Raw genomic sequence first — 19007 nt, 5'->3', positions numbered from 1 at the left:
GCTAAAAAAATATATAATTTTGCAAAAATTTACAAAAATGGACAGATTATGCAAGCAGGAATTATCGGACTTGGTTTAATTGGTGGCTCATTGGGACTTGCGCTCAAGGAAATTGGAATGTTTAAACGCATTGTAGGATTGGATAATAACGCTCTACATCTCCAACAAGCACTTTCTTTAGGGCTTGTAGATGAGAGTGTAACATTAGAGGAAATCAAACTTTGCGATGTAATCTTTCTCGCAACTCCCGTAGAAGCAATCGTGCAGATTCTACCTAGCCTCATTGGCATTGCACCCCACTGCACGATTATTGATTTAGGCAGCACAAAGCATTTAATTTCTAAAAGTGTGCCGCAAGAAATCCGCAAAAACTTCGTTTGCGCACACCCAATGAGTGGGACAGAAAATTTTGGTCCTAAGGCTGCGTTTAAGGAATTATTACCCCACCATATCGTTGTTTTAACAGATTTAGAACAAAGCGGGGAACTCCAAGTGGCTATGGCAAAAGAGATTTTTATTGCCCTTAATATGAATATTATCAAAATGGATTCCAAAGCCCACGACAACCACGCAGCATTTATTAGCCATTTACCGCATATCATTAGCTACGCCATCGCAAACACCGTGCTATCCCAACAGAATCCAACCGATATTTTAGCTCTTGCTGGTGGAGGCTTCAAAAGTATGGTAAGAATCGCAAAAAGCTCCCCTAGAATGTGGAGTGATGTTTCTAAGCAGAATCGCGAGGAATTGCTCAAATCCATTGATGTGTTTGAGCAAGAAATGCGCTTTGCAAAGTCTCTCATTCAAGAGGAAAAATGGGACGAGCTAGAGCAATGGATGGCTAAGGCAAATTCGTTATATGAGATTTTGTAGAATCTATTGAAATTAATGCAATCAATGAGAAAGCTAAAAATCAATCACTTCTACATTTTGGATTCTTTAATTTAAAGAATCCAAATTATTTTTTTAGAAACTTATAAAGCGGGCAATAGCCATATACCGCACTAAGCAATGGCAACAATGAGAGAAGCCACCACCAACTTTGACATACAAAGCCAAACACAAAATACAACAACATTGCGATGATTAATCGGATTGTTTTATCTAAATTACTCATTTTTTTCTCCTTATGCTCTTGCGTTAATCATTCCACTCATTACCATTGGTTTCATCAAATACACTTTTACAAACCAATTCAACCAACTCTCTCTTGTCGCCCCAAAACAAGGCATACTTGGTGCTGTGCCTTCATAATCAAATTCTACCATTACCGCCTTACCATAACGCGTAAGCAAAGGACAAGCGGTATAGCCACTAAACTTCGCTTTAAGCGGTTGATTGTTTAAATGCGCAATCAAATTTTCCGCAATCACGGGATATTGTTTGCGAATACTTGCACCTGTCTTACCTTTTGGGACTCCAGCGCAATCCCCAATTGCAAAAATATTGGGGTATTTTTTATGTTGCAGAGTATAAGAATCTACATCTACCCAATTCCCAGCAATATGCCCTTTTGTGATTGCAAGACCTGCTTCTGTTATAAAATCAGCAGTTTTCATCTGTGGAATCACAAACAAATAATCATAAGGCTTTTCAATGCGCTCCTTTGCAACCCTCTGCTCACCATTTTCTGTATAAGGCATCAGTTTTTCAAAAATTGCAATATTGCGTGTCGTATCCACTTCCACAAGTTGATGCCGCATTAAATATGGCATTTTGCGTTCAATAAAAAACTGCTCAATCATTTTTGCGTGTGTTGGACTTGAAAGCATTGCCCCTCCACCCGTGTATAAACACATCTCTATCTTTTCTTTTGTGCGATTTGTTACACTCAAATCCTCTAATAGAAAATTAACTTTCTTATTTGCTCCACCACATTTAAAGGGTGTATTTGGCTCTGCAAAAATAACTTTTCCCCCCTTTTTGGCAATCTCTTGCATCATACTTTGCGCTTTTACAGAACCATCGGCAGTATAAATACTTGTAACGTTCGTATTAGGATCATTGACAAACTCCTCTGTTAATCCTTGATACTTCTCAAACTGATTAATTGTTCCTGTGCCAATCACCAAATAATCATATACATAAACTTGTCCGCTTGTGGTTGTTAGCCTATTGGCATTTGGCTCTACTGCACTTACATTTTCTTTAATCCACTCTACCTTATCATTAATCAAGTCTTTTTTGTTGTATTGCGTATCTTGCTTACTATAAAGCCCAGCGGCAATCAGCGTGAATCCCGGCTGATAATACAAAATCTCCTCTGCGTCAAAAAGCTTAATTTTAGCATTTGGCAATTCACTTACCAATTTTGCAGATAAAGAAATACCTCCAAGACCCGCTCCAATAATTGCAATCGTTGGAGATTTATCAGATTTTGATTGAGCTTTTGTCGGCATTGTCAATCCAATACCACCAAGAGAGACACTGCTTACGCCCAGAACTTTTAACAAATCTCTTCTGCTGAAATTCTCTTTATTTTTCTGCATAATTTACTCCTTTTATCATTACAGACGCAAATTATAATGCAAACCTCCTCTAGCAATCTGTGATAAAGTTACAAGATTCATTTTGTTAAATAAAGCATTATTAAAGATTTTTAAATCTAAAATAATAAAAAATATTAAAATTTAGGATTTTTTATGCAATTAAATGGTTCTGAAATGGTAATGCACGCACTCAAAAATGAGGGCGTAGAAGTTGTCTTTGGTTATCCGGGTGGGGCGGCATTGAATCTTTATGATGAAATTTATAAGCAGGATTTTTTTAAACATATTTTAGTGCGACACGAACAAGCTGCGGTGCATGCCGCAGATGGCTATGCAAGGGCGAGTGGAAAAGTAGGGGTTGCCATTGTTACAAGCGGACCGGGTTTTACAAACACTATCACAGGTATTGCAACGGCATATATGGATTCCATACCTCTCGTGGTAATTAGCGGACAAGTACCAACAAGTTTGATTGGAACAGATGCATTTCAAGAAATTGATGCGGTGGGCATTTCACGCCCTTGCACAAAGCATAATTTTTTAGTCAAAAGTATTGAGGAGCTTCCACGAATCCTAAAAGAAGCATTCTATATCGCAAGTAGCGGACGACCCGGACCAGTGCATATTGATATTCCAAAAGATATTACTGCAACTATTGGCGAGTTTAATTATCCTAGAGAAATTAAACTACAAACCTATAAGCCTACTTACAAAGGTAACCCGAGACAAATCAAGAAAATAGCCCTTGCAATAAAAGAGGCTAAAAAGCCTTTATTGTATTTGGGAGGTGGCTGTATTGCGTCCAAATCCGCTAAACTTGTGCGTGAGATTTGTGAAATTACACATATTCCTGCCGTGAATACTTTTATGGCTTTTGGAATCTTAAGCTCAAACAATCCAGATTCCTTAGGTATGGTGGGTATGCACGGTAGCTATGTTGCAAATATGGCGATGAGTGAAGCTGACCTTATTATTGCTCTTGGGGCGCGTTTTGATGACAGAGTAACAGGAAAGCTAAGCGAATTTGGCAAATATGCACAAATTATCCATATAGACATTGACCCAAGCAGTATTAGCAAAATTGTGGATGCAAATTTCCCTATTGTAGGCGATATAAGCAGTGTGTTAGAGGAGCTTTTACCGCTTTTGCGCGAAGATTATACGACACAAAATATCCTAGCTTGGCGGGAACGTTTAGCGCAATACAACAAATTACACCCTCTCAATTATCAAGATTCCACTGCACAGCTCAAACCCCAATGGGTAATTGAAAAATTGGGAGATATCGTAGGGGAAAACGCTTTGATAAGCACAGATGTTGGACAACACCAAATGTGGGCAGCACAATTTTACCCCTTTAGCTTTCCTCGTCAATTCATCAGCAGTGGAGGCTTGGGAACAATGGGGTTTGGTTTGCCTGCTGCTATGGGAGCAAAATGTGCATTCCCAGAAAAAATCTCCATTAATATCAGCGGAGATGGCTCTATTTTAATGAATATTCAAGAACTAATGACTTGCGCAGCTTATGGAATCCCTGTGATTAACATTGTCTTGAACAACAATTACTTGGGTATGGTGCGCCAGTGGCAAACCTTTTTTTACGACAAACATTATTCAGAAACAGATTTGGAAAAACAACCAGACTTTGTAAAGTTGGTAGAATCTTTTGGCGGGGTAGGCTATGTGTGCCAAACCAAAGAAGAATTTATTGCGGCATTAAACAACGCAATCAATTCCCAAAAACCAGCCCTTTTAGATGTCCGCATTGACAGAATGGAGAATGTTTTACCTATGGTGCCAACGGGTGGCGCACTATTTAATATGATGTTGGATTATAAGGAGTAGGCAATGGAAATTAGACGCACGATTGCAGTTACCGTTTTAAATGAACACGGCGTATTATCTCGTATTAGTGGATTGTTTTCAGGCAGAGGATACAATATAGAATCCCTTACCGTTGCACCGATTTTAGATTCCAATCTCTCGCGCATTACAATTTCCACCAAAGGCGACAACAAGGTGTTAGAACAAATCATCAAGCAGTTGCACAAGCTCATTCCCGTCTTGAAGGTCTTAGAAAATGAACAAATGATTGAACAAGAATCTTTGCTTGTAAAATTTAGCTTAGAAAGCAATTTAAGCGAAATTAGCACGATTTTTAACGCCTTTAACGGAATGCTTTTAGAAGTTAATGATAAATGCGCAATCTTTGTCGCTTGCGATACGCATACACGCATTAATACGCTCTTGAATGCTATTAAAATACACAAGCCAAAAGACATTACGCGTAGCGGAATTTTTGCCATTGAAACTAGCAATTAAGGTTCAATATGGAACTTAAAAATATCATTGAGACTCTAAAAAAAAATGAGGCACTAGAATGCGTAATGCAATATAATGGCGCGGAATGGACAAAGCACTCAGACTTCTTTGATTCTGTGCCTATTGATAACTTAGAATCACCCCAAGATGCAAAATGCGATTCCATTACATTTTTGGAAAAAGAGCAATACTTTGAACAGATTGCACAAACCAAAGCAAAAGCCGTCTTGGTGCGCAAAGCGCATTTACATAAGATTCCACATTCAGCCTTTGCACTCCTTTGTGAAAATCCTTATCTTGCTATGGCGTATCTCACGGAACGCTTTGCTAAGCCACTTTTTAGCTCCAAAGAATCACCAAGCATTGATGAATCCTCAAACATTGCCCCCAATGCAATAATCGGGAATGGCAGTAAAATTGGAGCAAATTGCGTCATTATGTCAGGTGTAACCATAGGAGAAAATGTTAGAATCGGCGCAAATTGCGTGTTGTTTCCGGGAGTGTGTGTTTATAATGATTGCGAAATAGGAAATAATGTCCGAATCCACGCCAATAGTGTTGTTGGCAGTGATGGATTTGGCTATGCACACACCAAAGACGGAAAACATATTAAAATCCATCATAATGGCAAAGTTGTGCTTGAAAATGATGTAGAAATAGGAGCAAACACAACGATTGATCGCGCAGTATTTGGGCAAACAAGAATCAAACAAGGGACAAAAATAGATAATTTGGTGCAAATTGGGCATAATTGTAACATTGGAGAATATTCCATCATTGTTGCACAAGCTGGAATCTCTGGTTCTACAACAACAGGACGCAATGTTGTGTTAGGTGGGCAAAGCGGCAGTGCTGGGCATTTACATATTGGTGATTTTACACAAATAGGAGCAAGAGGGGCGATTAGTAAGAGCTTACCCGCATTTGGCAAATTTTCGGGACACCCACTTTTGCCCATTCAAGATTGGCTGAAACTCCAAGCTTTACTTAAAAGAATGCTCAAAAAATAAACTTGAGTTAAAATGTTTAAGTGTATTCTTAGTTACTATTGGTTAGCATTTAACATCTCTAAAATATTAATTCTAAGTGTAGGAGGTTTCAGATGAAAGAGACAGAGATTTACAAAACAATTCCACTAAAAGAGAGTGAGGGCGGGACATTAAATTTTGCCATCATTGAAGAGCCTTATGGAGAGGGAAGCAAAGCGGTTATTAGCATCTGTGCGTCTTTAGGAGAAGGCAAAGAAAGCTGGAAGGTTCATATTCCCTTTTCTCAAATTAAAGAGGTTCGCCAAGCATTAAAAGATGCAAGAAAAGCGCGCAAAAAGCAAAAAACTGCTAAAAAACCCAAAAATAAAGAGACAAAAAAATCAAAAGAAGCTAAGGCAACAAAAGAAACAAGCGCACCAAAAAAAGAAGCGAAAAGCACAAAAAAGCAACCACAATGAAACAAAAAATCAAAAAAGTAGCCTATACGATTCCATTGCGTGGAGAGTTGGCAAAAGATGGTAGTATCATTGTAGAATCCTTTGATATTCCAAGCAAAAAAGATAAAAAATATCAAGCTATCTCTATTGCAGTGGAATTAGAAGGGGGAGAAGATCAAGATTCCACCCCAACACAATGGAAGGTTGTTATTCCTAGAAAGCAAGCCAAAGAGCTTCGCAAAGCCCTTAAAAAAGTCTGCAAGTAATTTGCAGACTTTTTATCGCCCCGCCTCTAAAAATCCCTAAAATTCCAAAGACAAAGGGCGCAATGCAGCACTCAAGTCAATATGGCAATACCCTTGCGGATTTTTCATAAGATATTTTTGATGATAGGATTCTGCTACATAGAAGTTGTTTAACTCTCCCACCTCTGTAACAATCCTTTGGGATAACTTTTTTTGATAAGATTCCACAAACTTTTGAATCGTCTCTAACATTTTAGAATCCTGCGTATAAATGCCGCTACGGTATTGTGTGCCAACATCATTCCCTTGATAATTGAGCGCAAAAGGATCAATCACACTAAAGAATCGCGCCAAGACTTCCTCTAAACTTAATATTTTCTCATCAAATGTAAGCTTGAGCGTTTCTGTCGCGTTTGTTGCGCCACTGCAAACTTGTTCATAAGTCGGGGATTCTACTTGAGAGTTTGCATAACCCACCTGCGATTCTATTACACCCTTCAATCTATCAAAATAGCCCTGCATTCCCCAAAAACAGCCACCTGCTAAATAAATTGTTTGCTGCATTACTCTCCTTTGCTGTATTCATTCTTATAATATTGTCGGAATAAAGATTAATACAAAATAAAATCACTTTGTCATTGCAACCAAGTGAAGCAATCTATAATATGAAATCTCACCCGTGAAGTTGTTTTTGCGATTCCATTGTGGAATCCACTTTTTACAAGATTAAAAGTTGCTTCGTTTTTCACTGCATTTGCTTCTTGCAATAATAAAATTATTAATGCAAACTTAATCTTTGCAAATTATAATTTTATTTTTAAATTTTTAAGCCTTAAAGGATTCCGATGTTTGTTTTCAATCCACTTTGGACAATTTTTGCTTTGCTTATGGGTGGCTATTTTGCAAAACTTGTCGGAATTTTGAAACAAAAGCAATCCCACACCCTTTTGGATTTTGCTATTACCTTTGCAATTCCTTGTTTGATTTTTGATGGCATTTATCATCTTAGGCTTGATTTCACTTTCACTTTATTAATCCTCACGGGGCTTTTATGTAGTTTATCTGCTGGAGTAATTGCGGTTTTAATTGGATATTTTGCTTCTTTTTCTCGCCCTACACTCCTTAGTATGTTTTTGCTCTCTTCTTTTGGTAACACGCTTTTTATCGGGATTCCTGTAATTGTTGGAATCTATGATGCAAGTTTTGTGGGAAAAGTTGTTTTTTATGATGCTTTTGCCACTGCTTTGCCCTTTTCGCTTCTTGCGCCCTTTATTCTATCTTTTGGAGGCAATCAGCCCATAAGTTTCTCGCAAAACCTCAAGCGCATCATAGTTTTTCCTCCCTTTATCGCGCTAACGCTCGGATTTTTATGCAAAGTCATTGAGCTGCCCGATTTTATCTTTGGACCTATCCGCACATTAGGCAACGCAACCACCGCAGTAGCCTTATTTGCCATCGGGCTTGGACTTGGCTTTGGTGCAATCAAAAGCTCCTATAAATCTGCAACCATTGTTATTTTGTGTAAAACACTCGTTACGCCTTTACTATTTATTGGAATCCTCAAACTCTTCAATACAGAATTTAACCCCAATAGCATTCTCGCAATTATAGAATCCTCAATGCCCACAATGGCTCTTGCAGGAGCAATGGTAATTAAAGCAAAATTAGATTCTAATCTTGCAGTAAGCTCAATAGCCTTTGGGATTGTATTTTCCTTTGTTTCTATTCCACTTTTATGCTTGATTTTACTCTAAAAGCATAGAATCTTAACTGACGCGAATAGAATCCAAGCCAACTTTAAATCATTTTTTAAGCAAGATTGCAGTATATTAAGCAATCTCACAAAATAAAGGTTCAGATTATGAAAAATAGAATTGTCGTAGCAACAGATTTTTCACAAAGCAGTTTAGCTGCACTTACAAAAGCAATGTTTTTAGCCAAAAAGCATAAATATACGCTTGATGTTGTGCATGTTGTAGAATATTCCATTTTCCACGACCCCAAAAAAGACAAAAAAGTAGGCAAAGAAGCACTTGCTAAGTTTATTGCTGATAATTTTCCAAAGCCAGAAGTAGAAATCTCACAATTTTGCTATGTAGGCACAATCCACAAAGAAATCAATAAACACTCTAAAGATCGTGAATGCCGCTTATTACTTGTAGGGGCAACAGGAGAAACGCAATATTTAACAGAAGTCTTGCTAGGTTCAGTAACTAAAAAAATTATTCGTAAATCTGAAATTCCTGTTCTTATAACCAAAAATGAAGCACTTCCGGATTATATCAATATTTTTTCACCCACTGACTTTTCGGATAGCTCCCTAAAACTTGCCAAGACAACAAGAAAGTTTTTCCCGGAAGCCAATTTGGTGTTTTATCATATGATTTCACGCCCATTTGAGTTGCGTTTAGGTCGTTATGGAGCAGACGATGAGCAAATCTCCAAATTCAATAAAAGCGCAGAAGAGGACGCAAGAGAATGTTCTAAAGAATTTTTAAGCAACTTATCAGGCAAAAATGAAATGGTGCTTGATAGCGGAATCCTCTCTTATACAAGACTTTTAAGCGTAGCAGAATCCAAAAATGTCTCCCTTATTGCATTGCCAACAAGCGGAAAGGTTAGCTTCTTTGCATTAGATGTCTTACAACACTCCAATGTAGATGTGTTGATTTGGAAATTTTAATCGGATCTTTTGATTATTTTAGAGTTGCAAAGTCGCAAAATTTGATTTTGCGCTAGGGCGATTCTGTCTTTCTTTCTTGAATCAAGCTAAACAAAGGCAATCTATGCAAAACCTCTCTCCGCCTTTGTTTTTTAATCTCAAAGAGCGTTTTATTTTTCTTGGATTTTTATGCTTAGTTTTATGCTGCACACTTGGCTTTAAATTCTATCAATTCCACACTTTAAAATCCCAAAACAACCCACAAATCACAGCACAAGTATTGCTACAATACACAAAAAACAAAAACAATAAAGAGTATTTTGTATTGAAATTAAAGAGTGATTTTGGAATTTTTTATACAACTTCAAAAGAAGATTTGAGAGATTTAAAATATCGCTTTCTATCCCTGCGCGTTGTCTTAAACAAAATTTCTTTTACCGAGTTTCTAGGAGGATTCTATGCTCCAAGCTTTCATCTTGTTTTGCTGCCAAATCAAGACTTTAAAAAACCCTTAAGGGAAGCTATTTTAAAGCAACACGACACAAAACTGATGGGTGAATATTATTTAACGCTTTTTTTGTCTGATAGTTTGCCTAAAGATTGGAGAAACTTAGCTCAAAGTTATGGAATCTCGCATCTTTTTGCCATTTCTGGATTCCATACCGGAATCCTAAGTGCTGTGGGGTTTTTTGCTTTAGGATTCCTTTATAAGCCATTGCATAAGCGATTTTTCCCTTATCGTAATGCTTTTTTTGATTTGGGATTTTTAGTTGTTTTGGGATTGATTGCTTATTATTTTTTACTCACGCAATCACCCTCTTACTTGCGTGCTGTAACAATGAGCGGCGTAACATTCTTCCTATTATGGCGCGGGTTAGATGTCTTGCGAATAGAATCTCTAATGTGGTGCGCCCTGACATTACTAGCATTTTTTCCTCAACTTATTTTTTCTGTGGGATTCTATTTTTCCTGTTTGGGTGTTTTGTATATTTTTTTGTTTTTCAAATATTTTAAGATTCCTCAAACTTTCTTTAAACGATTGATTTATGGTGTGCTTTTGGGTGCTTCTACCTTTTTTCTAATGGGAATTATTATTTATTATTTTTTCCCTTATTTCTCGCCTTTATCGCTTTTTTCTCTTCTCATCACTCCACTTTTTGTGGTTTATTATCCTTTGGAACTATTACTCCACTTGCTTGGTTTAGGTGGAATCTTGGATTCTGTCTTGCTAGAATGGGTAAGTTTAGAAACCCGCACCATTTTATTAAAGCCCAACATTCTATGGTTTATCCTATGCAATGCGCTGACATTTCTAGCCATTTTTTACTTTCGCGCGTTTTGGATTCTTCTTTTTATTAATCTAGTCTATTATGGATATGGAATCTATTTGTATTTTTATGGATTTTAGGTTAAAATGCAAAGATTATTTAATTTAAGGTTTGGATTGTGAATAACATTGTCTCAAAAATCAGCAAAGGTCTCCTTGCGATTCTACCTTTTTTGTTGCTTTTTTGGATTTTTTCTTTTGTTTATACATTTTGCGCTAAAATATTTTATTCTATTTTTGGAATCACCAACGCTAATCTTTTTATCACAATTTTAATCTTTATTCTAAGCCTTGCTTTGCTTTATTATATCGGATTGCTAGTAGAAAGAAACAAAGAAGTTCTACTTATTAAAATCACAGAAATGATTATTGGCAAGATTCCACTGGTTAAAAGCGTTTATTCCGGAATCAAAGAAGTTTTAAGTATTTTTCTTGGTAAAAACAAAGAGGGTTATTTGGGTGTCGCTTATGTCAATGTTGGCAATATGGAGTTAATAGGATTCATCACCAAAGAAGAAAATGATGATTTTTGGGTATTTGTGCCAACAACCCCCAATCCAACTTCAGGATTCCTCTTAAAGCTGCCAAAAAATCAAATCAAACTTTCTGATTTATCCGTTAGTGATGGGTTCAAAAAAATTATCTCTTTGGGCGTAAAATAGTGATGCGATTCCAACAAAAATTAAAAGATTTAAGCGAACTTGTAATGTTTCAGCATAGTATTTTTTCTATGCCCTTTATTTTTATTGCTATTCTTGTAGCAACTAATGGTTGGTTTGGCTGGAAATTGTTGATTTTTGGCATTATTGCAAGCGTTAGCGCAAGAAATTTTGCTATGGCATTTAACCGCTATGTGGATCGCAAATTTGATAGTACAAATCCCCGCACTAAGAATCGCCCGAGCGTAGATGGTAGAATCTCTCCAAAAACAATTTTATTATTTATTTTTATCAATGCCATAATCTTTATCTTTATGGGATACCTTATCAATGATTTATGTTTTTATCTCTCCATTCCCATTTTAATTATTCTTGCAAGCTATTCCTTGATGAAACGTTTTACAAGTCTAGCGCACCTTGTCTTAGGGCTTTCTTTAGGGCTTGCTCCCATTGCGGGTGTCGCGGCAGCAAGCGGTGAGATTCCACTATGGAGCATTTATCTCTGTCTTGGTGTGCTTTTTTGGGTTGCAGGATTTGACTTGCTTTATGCTCTACAAGATATTGAACACGACAAAAGAGAAGGGCTGCATTCCATTCCTAGTGTATTTGGCATTGCAAAAACATTGTGGATTTCACGCTCCTTTCATTTGCTAACGCTCGTGTTTTGGGCGTTGTTTATTGTGGAATCAGAACGTGGCTTTTGGTTGTGGGTTGGACTTACAATTTCAGCCATCGCACTATCTTTTGAACAATATTTAGTCTCTAAAAATTTTCACCATATTCCGCGTGCATTTTTTACGATTAATGCCTATCTAGGAATTGCGTTTTTAGGATTTTGTATTTTAGATTTAATGGCTTAAATATGGAAAACTTCGTTAAAAGTCGTCTGATTAGCACTGCCTTAAAAATTGAATTTGATAAAGTCCATACCAATGCAGAATCTTACGCACTAGAATTTAACAAGCTCACACAAAACGATGAAGACCCCATTGGAGAATGGTTACGCCTAATGCGTGCAAAAAAGGGAAATTTAGAGGGCGAAAATGCGATTATTTTGGAGCTTTTAGTAGAAATTTATCGTAAAATAGAGGCATTAGAAAATCGTATGGAGAGAACTGCCAAAGTTTATGTGCCATTGGGAAATCAATCTATTGTACAAACGATTGGGCACGGCTGTTTTGCACTTTTGAACGCAAATCTTTCAGAAAATACTCTCTACTATGGCAGAATAGAGCTTCCAACTTTTCCTACTCGGATTGTGCCTATATACTTTATCTATCATTCAGAACTAGCTTGGATTGAACAAATCCACACAAGAGATGAAATTGAATGGGACGGGTATGTAGCTGGAAAAGAACGTGCGCTAATTCGCTCACTTAAACTTAACAAAAAGGTAAATGATGATCAATGACGCAAACCTACTGCTTTGGAGTGGAATCGGAATCGCGATAGTTTTTATCTTACTCATTGTATATTTGTATTTAAAAGAAGGGGAAAATGCCAAACGCTCAAGACGTTATGAGAAATCCATTGAAGAGTTAAACAAAGAAGTGTATCGCTTACAAAAAAGAATCAAAGAACAAGAAAACGAGCTAGAACATTTCAAAACTAGTATTAAGGCGCAAATCTACCAAGATGTGCGTTTGGAGATAAAAAATCTACTAGATTCCAATTTGCATACACAAGTAATGCCCATTAAAGTAGAAATGGAATCCCTAAAAACGCAATGGAATGATTGCAAAAATAATCTCTCCAATGTAGAAGAGTTAGAAAACAAAATATTTCAACTTGAAGAAAGATTGAAAGAGTTTGCCTATACTCCAAGCAATCCTACAAATATAGACGAGGGACGCATTATTGCAATGTTTAAAGATGGTTGGAGCATAGATTCCATTGCAAAAGAATTACGCGTTGGCAAAGGCGAAGTAGAATTTACGCTTAAATTTGCCAACTTAAAATAAGGAGTGGCAATGGAGTTTCGCGTTCCTGCAACAAGCGCAAACTTGGGACCGGGTTTTGATAGCTTAGGACTTGCATTGGGGCTTTATAACCATTTTAGCTTAAAACCCTCCAAACTTACTTCCATTCAGATTCACGGAGAGGGGGCAAAAAATCCAAAATTGCGCATAGACAATGTATTTGTTAGAATCTTTAATGAGCAATTAAAAAGGCTAACGGGCGAGACTTTACATTTCAAATTCACTTTTAATAATTCAATTCCGATTTCGCGTGGATTAGGAAGCAGCTCTGCAGTGATCATTGGAGCAATTAGCGCAGCTTTTAAAGTGGCTAGGATTCCATTGGATAAACAAAAGATTTTAAATCTAGCCCTACATTATGAGCCACACCCAGACAACATTACTCCCGCTTGTATGGGGGGTTTTAATGTTTGTATGCTCACAAATCGGCACGAAGTGCGCTTTGTGCAAACCTCTTTGCCAGATTCTATTCAAGCGATTGTTGTGATTCCCAATCAATCTATCTCTACTCATCTATCGCGTCAGACTTTGCCCAAAAAATATCATCAAAAAGACGCAGTCTTTAACCTCTCTCATGCTAGTGTCTTAGCGAGTGCGTTTATCACGCAACGTTTTGAATTATTGCGAGAAGCAAGTATGGATAGATTCCATCAATATTATCGTATGAAGCAAATTCCATTGCTCTTTGAAGTCCAAAAATGCGCTCTTTCTTGTGGTGCATTAATGAGCACACTCTCTGGAAGTGGCTCTACTTTCTTTAATCTATGTTACAAAGAAGATAGTGAGCGAATCCAAAAAAGTCTAAGTCAAAAGTTTCCAAAACTCAAAATTCTAACGCTTAATTTTGACAATCTTGGCGTTGTTTTTGATGATGAATTTAAGCTTTAGATTGCTATAATTAAAGTTTTTATGTCTAATCCAATTAGAATGTGTATCGTATGTCGGGGTCGCTTTCCACAAGCGCAATTAATCCGTTTGCAATACAAGGATTCTACGCTGATGAAGTTTAGTGGCACAGGCAGGAGCTTTTATCTTTGTCCTCGTTGCAAAGAGACACCAAAAACAAATGAATGCATAGCAAGAGTTTGTAAATTGGATAAGAAACACAAAGAAACGATTAAGTTTGTATTAAAGGAGATTTTTCTATATGGATAAAATCCGTATCAGTGAGATTGCTAAAGAGCTAGGCAAAACCAGCAAAGAAGTGTTACAAAAAGCCCAAGAATTAGGTTTTGAATCCAAAACCGCTTCAAGCAGCGTTACAACAGAACAAGCGGCTATTTTATATGATTATATTGTATCTGGTGTTAATCCCATTGTAGAATCTGTAACGACAAATTTAAAAGAAGGCAAAAAAAGCACAAAAGCAAAAAAGGCTTCCGAAGAAACAAAGAACAAAACACCCAAAAAAGAAAAGGCAAAAGAAAAAGAGAAAGCCCCTGCCCCCAAGACAATAGACAAAGAAGCAAAAAAAACCCACAAAGAAACATCAAGAATAAAAAAAGATTCTGCTAAAAACAACCAAGAATCAGATTTGCCAATACAAGAAGATGTCCAAAAAGTCCTTCAAGAATTTCAAGACACTTTACCTAGCAGTGATTCCTTTCAAGAATTCATTGCAGAAAGCCAACAAATAGAATCCACCAAAATAGATGAGTCTAAAGCGCACCCTCAAATCCCACAAGAAAACCTACCAATCAAACGAACAGGATTAAGAATCATCAAAAAACGTGATGTGCGCGAAAAGAACGAGGAAGCACCTAAAGCAGAAAATCGCAAAGAATCCCCACGTACATTACAAGACTTGCTAGGCAATTTGGAAGAAACTCCCGCTTACAACAAGGAAAAGAAAAAAGAAAAGAAAAAACCTAGTGCGCACACAAGCAAAAATTTGGGGCAGCAAAAAATAGATTTGCTAGACAACCGAGAATTTTACAGCTCACATGATGACGAAGAAGAAGATATTATTTTGTTTGATCTAAGTGTGCAAGACGAACATGACATAGAAGAAGAAGATAACGAACGCAAAGCCACAACTGAACGCATTAAGACTCAAAGGCATAATCCTTTTATGGAGCAAGGTAGCACACGTAGATCTAATCGCAAAAAAGCCCCTAAAGCGCAAAAGGTGCAGGAAACTATTAGTGGCATCGTCAAAATTCCTGAAGAAATCCGAGCTTATGAGTTTGCAGAAAAAATTGGCAGAAGCACAGGAGAAGTTATTAAAGTTCTCTTTTCTCTTGGAATGATGATAACCAAAAATGATTTCTTAGAAAAAGATGCCATTGAAATCTTAGCTGAAGAATTTGGAATCCAAATCCAACTCATCAGCAATGCAGAAGAATTAGACTACACGCAATTAGAGGACAAAGAGGACAATGAAAGCAACTCCATCACAAGAGCTCCCGTAGTTACAATTATGGGGCATGTAGATCACGGAAAAACCTCCTTGCTAGATTACATTAGAAATACCAAAATTGCATCGGGTGAGGCAGGAGGAATTACTCAACACATTGGAGCTTACACAATCAATAAAAATGGCAAACAAATCACCTTTATTGATACGCCCGGACACGAGGCATTTAGCGAAATGCGCGCAAGAGGGGCGCAAGTAACCGATATTGCCATTATTGTCATTGCAGCAGATGATGGTGTCAAGCCTCAAACCATTGAAGCACTAAACCACGCTAAAGCCGCCAATGCTCCCATTATCATTGCAGTAAATAAAATTGACAAACCCGATGCAAATCCCGATAAACTCAAAGCAGAGGCAGCAGAGCTTGGATTTACGCCACTAGAATGGGGTGGGGAGTATGAGTTTGTGCATATTTCAGCAAAAACAGGTGAGGGCATTGACGATTTATTGGAGACGATTTTATTGCAAGCGGAAATTTTAGAGCTTAAAGCCAATCCAAACAAATCTGCTCGTGCCGTTGTGATTGAAAGCAGTTTGGAGAAAGGCAAAGGACCCGTAGCAACATTGATTGTTCAAAATGGAACTTTAAAAATAGGGGATAGCATTATTGCTGATACCGCATTTGGTCGCGTCCGTGCCATTAGCGATGATATGGGTAAATCCATTAGCAGTATCCCTCCATCGGGCGTTGGGGTCATCACAGGGCTAAACGAAGTGCCCCCTGCTGGTTCCATTCTCCTTGCGGTAGCAAACGACAATATTGCAAGGGATTATGCGCAAAAACGTGCCGCACACTTGCGCCAAAAGGAGCTTTCACATTCCACCAAAGTTTCTTTTGACGAACTTAGTAATATGGTTGCACTTGGACAGCTCAAGAACTTACCGGTAATCATTAAAGCAGACACGCAAGGTAGCCTAGAAGCTATACGCGGAAGTTTAGAGAAACTACAAAACGAAGAAGTAAAAATTAATATCATTCATAAAGGGGTTGGAGGAATTACAGAGAGTGATTTAACTCTAGCAGGGGCAAGTGCAAACTGCGTAATTTTAGGATTCAATGTCCGACCAACAGGGAGCGTAAAGAATAAGGCTAAAGAATTAGGAATCCAAATCAAAACTTATTCTATCATCTATGCACTGCTTGATGATATTAAAGCACTTCTAAGCGGTTTGCTCTCTCCTGTTTTGGAAGAAGAAAATACAGGACAAGCCGAAGTGCGTGAAACCTTTAATATTGCTAAGGTTGGGACAATTGCAGGGTGTCTTGTAACAGATGGCGTTATTCAAAGGGGAATCAAAGTGCGCTTAATTCGCAATGGAGTTATTGTTCATAATGGCAATATTGCGTCTTTAAAGCGGTTTAAAGATGATGTGCGCGAGGTGGCAAAAGGCTTTGAATGCGGAATTATGCTAGAAGATTATAACGACATTCAAATAGGCGATGTTTTTGAAACCTACAAAGAAGTGGAAAAGCAAAGGACACTTTAATGCAAGACATTAAGCTTGCTCGCACACAATCCTTGTTAAAAGAGATTTTGCCAAGTGCATTAGCCAATCTCAACGATACGCGTCTTAATGCCTTAAATGTTGTAGATGTAAAGTGTTCGCGCGGTAAATATTTTGCCAAAGTTTTTCTCAACGCTCCTTTTGCAACCAAGCAAGAAAAACTAGAGATTCTCTCACAACTCAAAAAAGCGCATAGAATCATTAAGGAATACTGCCTAGAAGAGACAGGGTGGTTTCGCTGTCCAGACTTTGAATTTAACTTTGACACTATTTTAGAAAAAGAAAACCGGTTAGATGAAATCTTTGATACCATTCAAAAAGAACGCGAACAAAAAGGGGAAATCAATGACACTTGCTCCTGATTTAGAGAATAAAATTAAACTATTAGTGGAAAGTTTAGGCTTTGCGCTCTATGATATTCTCAATGTGAAAGAAAATGAAAATCAAATTTTGCGTATTTGCATTACAAAACCCGACACAAAGAAGGGAAACACTATTACTCTTGAGGATTGTCAAGAAGTTAGCCTTGCCCTTTCACCCTTGTTAGATGTTGAAATGCCAGATTCTAAAAAATACTTTTTAGAAGTTAGCTCCCCGGGGATTGAACGCACACTAAAAACTCCAATCCATTACCAAAGCGCAATAGGAGAGTTTGTAAGAGTGAAAACGATAGATAAAAAGGAATTTAGAGGCAAACTCTTACAGGTTGATGAAAATACCCTTATGTTAGAAAATAATCAGACAATCCCGCTAGATTCCATTAAAAAAGCACAGACTTATTTTGAGTGGTAAAAGATTGCAAAATAGCCACAAAGATGAATTTTATCTAAACCTTTGTTTGCAAAATGCTTGGAAAAATCAACTTATCACCCTGCCAAACCCTGCGGTTAGTGCGCTTATTTTGGACAAATATGGCGCAATCCTTAGCCTAGAATCCCACCAAGAATGCGGCAAACCACACGCAGAAATACTCGCACTCCAAAAAGCCTATGCAAATTTGAGTGGCGATTGTGCGATTCTATCTTTAAAAGATTCCACACAAATCCACAACTATTTACTAAAGCACTCCAAGAACCTCTTTTGCGATTCCACTATCTATGTGAGCTTAGAGCCTTGTAGCAGTTTAAAATGTGGCAAAACTCCCTCTTGTGCAAATCTCTTAAAATTGTTAAAAATTAAACGCGTAGTGATTGCAGCCCAAGACATTAACAAAACAGCAAAGGGTGGAGCGGAAGAATTAGAGCAAAGCGGAATCGCTGTAACTAAGGCTTGGCAAGTAGAAAACTTAACCTCCATCAATCAAAAGGCAAATACACTTCTATTACCCTTCAAAGCCTTGCAAACAAAAGGGAAATTTATACTCTACAAATATGCGTGTAGGCTCAATGGAAGCATCAATGGCGGACAAATCAGCTCTAAAGCCGCCCAAATACAAATGCACAACTATCGCACAAAAGCTAATTATCTGCTAACTTCTGGCAAAACAATAAGAATAGATAAACCAACTCTTGATGTGAGATTTTCCACCCTACAACCCAAAAAATCTCCCAATATTATCATCTTAACATCAGATAAAAATCTTGCTAAAAATGCTCCGCTTTTTGATATACCCGATAGAGAGGTTAAAATAGCGCACGATATAAATTCCACACTAAATGGGCTTAAGGGCTTTGTAATGTGCGAAGGAGGAGCAGGGCTGCTTACAACATTGCACCCCTTTGTGGATATTCTTCTTGTTATATTAAACCCTAGCATTAATGCAAACTTCTCTCTCACAATGCAGCTCAATCAATCCTTCTCTTTTGTTCATCAAGAACAAATAGGGGAGGATTTGTTTCTATGGCTTGTGCCAAAGCAAAAAGAATAATATCAATTGCCTCTCCACAAAAACTTGCAAAGATTTAGAGGATAAGAAGTAGTTTAATCCTCTTACAACTATTCTAAAGATTCCATTAGCCTCTTTGTTCTTGTAA

Annotated in this window: 22 protein-coding genes; 19 read left to right on the top strand and 3 right to left on the bottom strand. The window is 37.5% G+C overall.

What is annotated here, in order from left to right; genetic code table 11:
• Positions 1-48 precede the first annotated feature (48 nt).
• Positions 49-876 (top strand): prephenate dehydrogenase, encoded by an 828-nt coding sequence (locus BS85_RS0108820; RefSeq protein ID WP_026944464.1) that lies wholly within the window; start codon positions 49-51, stop codon positions 874-876.
• 85 nt (positions 877-961) lie between these two features.
• On the opposite strand, the gene BS85_RS11115 is transcribed toward BS85_RS0108820, so the two are convergent.
• Together BS85_RS11115 and BS85_RS0108810 are read right to left on the bottom strand one after the other, a co-directional pair.
• Positions 962-1120 (bottom strand): YgaP-like transmembrane domain, encoded by a 159-nt coding sequence (locus tag BS85_RS11115; RefSeq protein WP_084310272.1) that lies wholly within the window; start codon positions 1118-1120, stop codon positions 962-964.
• Positions 1121-1130: 10 nt separating this feature from the next.
• Positions 1131-2492, bottom strand: a complete 1362-nt coding sequence (locus BS85_RS0108810) for an NAD(P)/FAD-dependent oxidoreductase (protein ID WP_026944463.1) — start codon at positions 2490-2492, stop codon at positions 1131-1133.
• Positions 2493-2645: 153 nt separating this feature from the next.
• Between BS85_RS0108810 and BS85_RS0108805 the strand changes: the two genes are divergently transcribed.
• From BS85_RS0108805 to BS85_RS0108785, 5 genes are all read left to right on the top strand, one after another.
• Positions 2646-4337 carry an acetolactate synthase large subunit gene (locus BS85_RS0108805; RefSeq protein ID WP_026944462.1) on the top strand — a complete coding sequence of 564 codons (1692 nt, stop codon included), beginning with the start codon at positions 2646-2648 and terminating at the stop codon, positions 4335-4337.
• Positions 4338-4340: 3 nt separating this feature from the next.
• Positions 4341-4814 carry an acetolactate synthase small subunit gene (gene ilvN / locus BS85_RS0108800; protein WP_026944461.1) on the top strand — a complete coding sequence of 158 codons (474 nt, stop codon included), beginning with the start codon at positions 4341-4343 and terminating at the stop codon, positions 4812-4814.
• Positions 4815-4822: 8 nt separating this feature from the next.
• Positions 4823-5824 (top strand): UDP-3-O-(3-hydroxymyristoyl)glucosamine N-acyltransferase, encoded by a 1002-nt coding sequence (gene lpxD, locus BS85_RS0108795; RefSeq protein WP_026944460.1) that lies wholly within the window; start codon positions 4823-4825, stop codon positions 5822-5824.
• Between the two features lie 92 nt (positions 5825-5916).
• Positions 5917-6261, top strand: coding sequence for a hypothetical protein (locus tag BS85_RS10935; protein WP_051604765.1), 345 nt, complete (start codon positions 5917-5919; stop codon positions 6259-6261).
• A complete protein-coding gene (locus tag BS85_RS0108785) occupies positions 6258-6506 on the top strand; it encodes a hypothetical protein (protein ID WP_026944459.1) in 249 nt (82 codons plus the stop codon). Before BS85_RS10935 ends, BS85_RS0108785 begins: the two co-directional genes overlap by 4 nt.
• Positions 6507-6542: 36 nt before the next feature.
• Here BS85_RS0108785 and msrA read toward each other — a convergent pair whose 3' ends face one another.
• Positions 6543-7049, bottom strand: a complete 507-nt coding sequence (gene msrA, locus BS85_RS0108780) for a peptide-methionine (S)-S-oxide reductase MsrA (protein ID WP_026944458.1) — start codon at positions 7047-7049, stop codon at positions 6543-6545.
• Between the two features lie 281 nt (positions 7050-7330).
• Here msrA and BS85_RS0108775 point away from each other — a divergent pair, with 281 nt between their 5' ends.
• The 13 genes from BS85_RS0108775 to ribD all read left to right on the top strand — a co-directional run bounded on the left by BS85_RS0108775 (position 7331) and on the right by ribD (position 18901).
• On the top strand, positions 7331-8239 hold the full coding sequence (locus BS85_RS0108775) for an AEC family transporter (protein ID WP_026944457.1): 909 nt from the start codon (positions 7331-7333) through the stop codon (positions 8237-8239).
• Between the two features lie 107 nt (positions 8240-8346).
• Positions 8347-9168 (top strand): universal stress protein, encoded by an 822-nt coding sequence (locus tag BS85_RS0108770; protein ID WP_026944456.1) that lies wholly within the window; start codon positions 8347-8349, stop codon positions 9166-9168.
• 103 nt (positions 9169-9271) lie between these two features.
• Positions 9272-10555, top strand: coding sequence for a ComEC/Rec2 family competence protein (locus BS85_RS0108765; RefSeq protein ID WP_026944455.1), 1284 nt, complete (start codon positions 9272-9274; stop codon positions 10553-10555).
• 38 nt (positions 10556-10593) lie between these two features.
• Entirely contained in the window at positions 10594-11136 is a 543-nt protein-coding gene (locus BS85_RS0108760) for a DUF502 domain-containing protein (protein ID WP_026944454.1), read from the top strand.
• Positions 11137-11138: 2 nt separating this feature from the next.
• Positions 11139-11993: a menaquinone biosynthesis prenyltransferase MqnP gene (gene mqnP / locus BS85_RS0108755; protein WP_034551557.1), complete on the top strand. Its 855-nt coding sequence runs from the start codon at positions 11139-11141 to the stop codon at positions 11991-11993.
• Positions 11994-11995: 2 nt separating this feature from the next.
• Entirely contained in the window at positions 11996-12544 is a 549-nt protein-coding gene (locus BS85_RS0108750; RefSeq protein ID WP_026944452.1) for a hypothetical protein, read from the top strand.
• Positions 12531-13094 carry a DUF6115 domain-containing protein gene (locus tag BS85_RS0108745; protein WP_245596328.1) on the top strand — a complete coding sequence of 188 codons (564 nt, stop codon included), beginning with the start codon at positions 12531-12533 and terminating at the stop codon, positions 13092-13094. Before BS85_RS0108750 ends, BS85_RS0108745 begins: the two co-directional genes overlap by 14 nt.
• Before the next feature lie 9 nt (positions 13095-13103).
• Positions 13104-14000 (top strand): homoserine kinase, encoded by an 897-nt coding sequence (gene thrB / locus BS85_RS0108740; RefSeq protein WP_026944450.1) that lies wholly within the window; start codon positions 13104-13106, stop codon positions 13998-14000.
• A 21-nt stretch (positions 14001-14021) separates the two neighbouring features.
• The gene (locus BS85_RS0108735; protein ID WP_026944449.1) at positions 14022-14267 is read left to right on the top strand and encodes a DUF448 domain-containing protein; all 246 of its coding nucleotides are present in this window, start codon (positions 14022-14024) and stop codon (positions 14265-14267) included.
• Complete coding sequence (gene infB / locus BS85_RS0108730; RefSeq protein WP_026944448.1) at positions 14260-17016, top strand: translation initiation factor IF-2; 2757 nt, start codon at positions 14260-14262, stop codon at positions 17014-17016. Before BS85_RS0108735 ends, infB begins: the two co-directional genes overlap by 8 nt.
• On the top strand, positions 17016-17396 hold the full coding sequence (rbfA, locus tag BS85_RS0108725) for a 30S ribosome-binding factor RbfA (protein WP_026944447.1): 381 nt from the start codon (positions 17016-17018) through the stop codon (positions 17394-17396). The genes infB and rbfA overlap by 1 nt, the downstream gene beginning before the upstream one ends.
• The gene (gene rimP, locus BS85_RS0108720; RefSeq protein WP_026944446.1) at positions 17380-17826 is read left to right on the top strand and encodes a ribosome maturation factor RimP; all 447 of its coding nucleotides are present in this window, start codon (positions 17380-17382) and stop codon (positions 17824-17826) included. The genes rbfA and rimP overlap by 17 nt, the downstream gene beginning before the upstream one ends.
• 4 nt (positions 17827-17830) lie before the next feature.
• Positions 17831-18901 carry a bifunctional diaminohydroxyphosphoribosylaminopyrimidine deaminase/5-amino-6-(5-phosphoribosylamino)uracil reductase RibD gene (gene ribD / locus BS85_RS0108715; protein WP_026944445.1) on the top strand — a complete coding sequence of 357 codons (1071 nt, stop codon included), beginning with the start codon at positions 17831-17833 and terminating at the stop codon, positions 18899-18901.
• Positions 18902-19007: the final 106 nt, after the last annotated feature.

Origin of the sequence: Helicobacter rodentium ATCC 700285, assembly GCF_000687535.1 — a bacterium.
Lineage (GTDB): Bacteria > Campylobacterota > Campylobacteria > Campylobacterales > Helicobacteraceae > Helicobacter_D > Helicobacter_D rodentium.
Note: the sequence above shows the minus strand (reverse complement) of the source record. Positions and strands in the feature narration are given on the sequence as shown.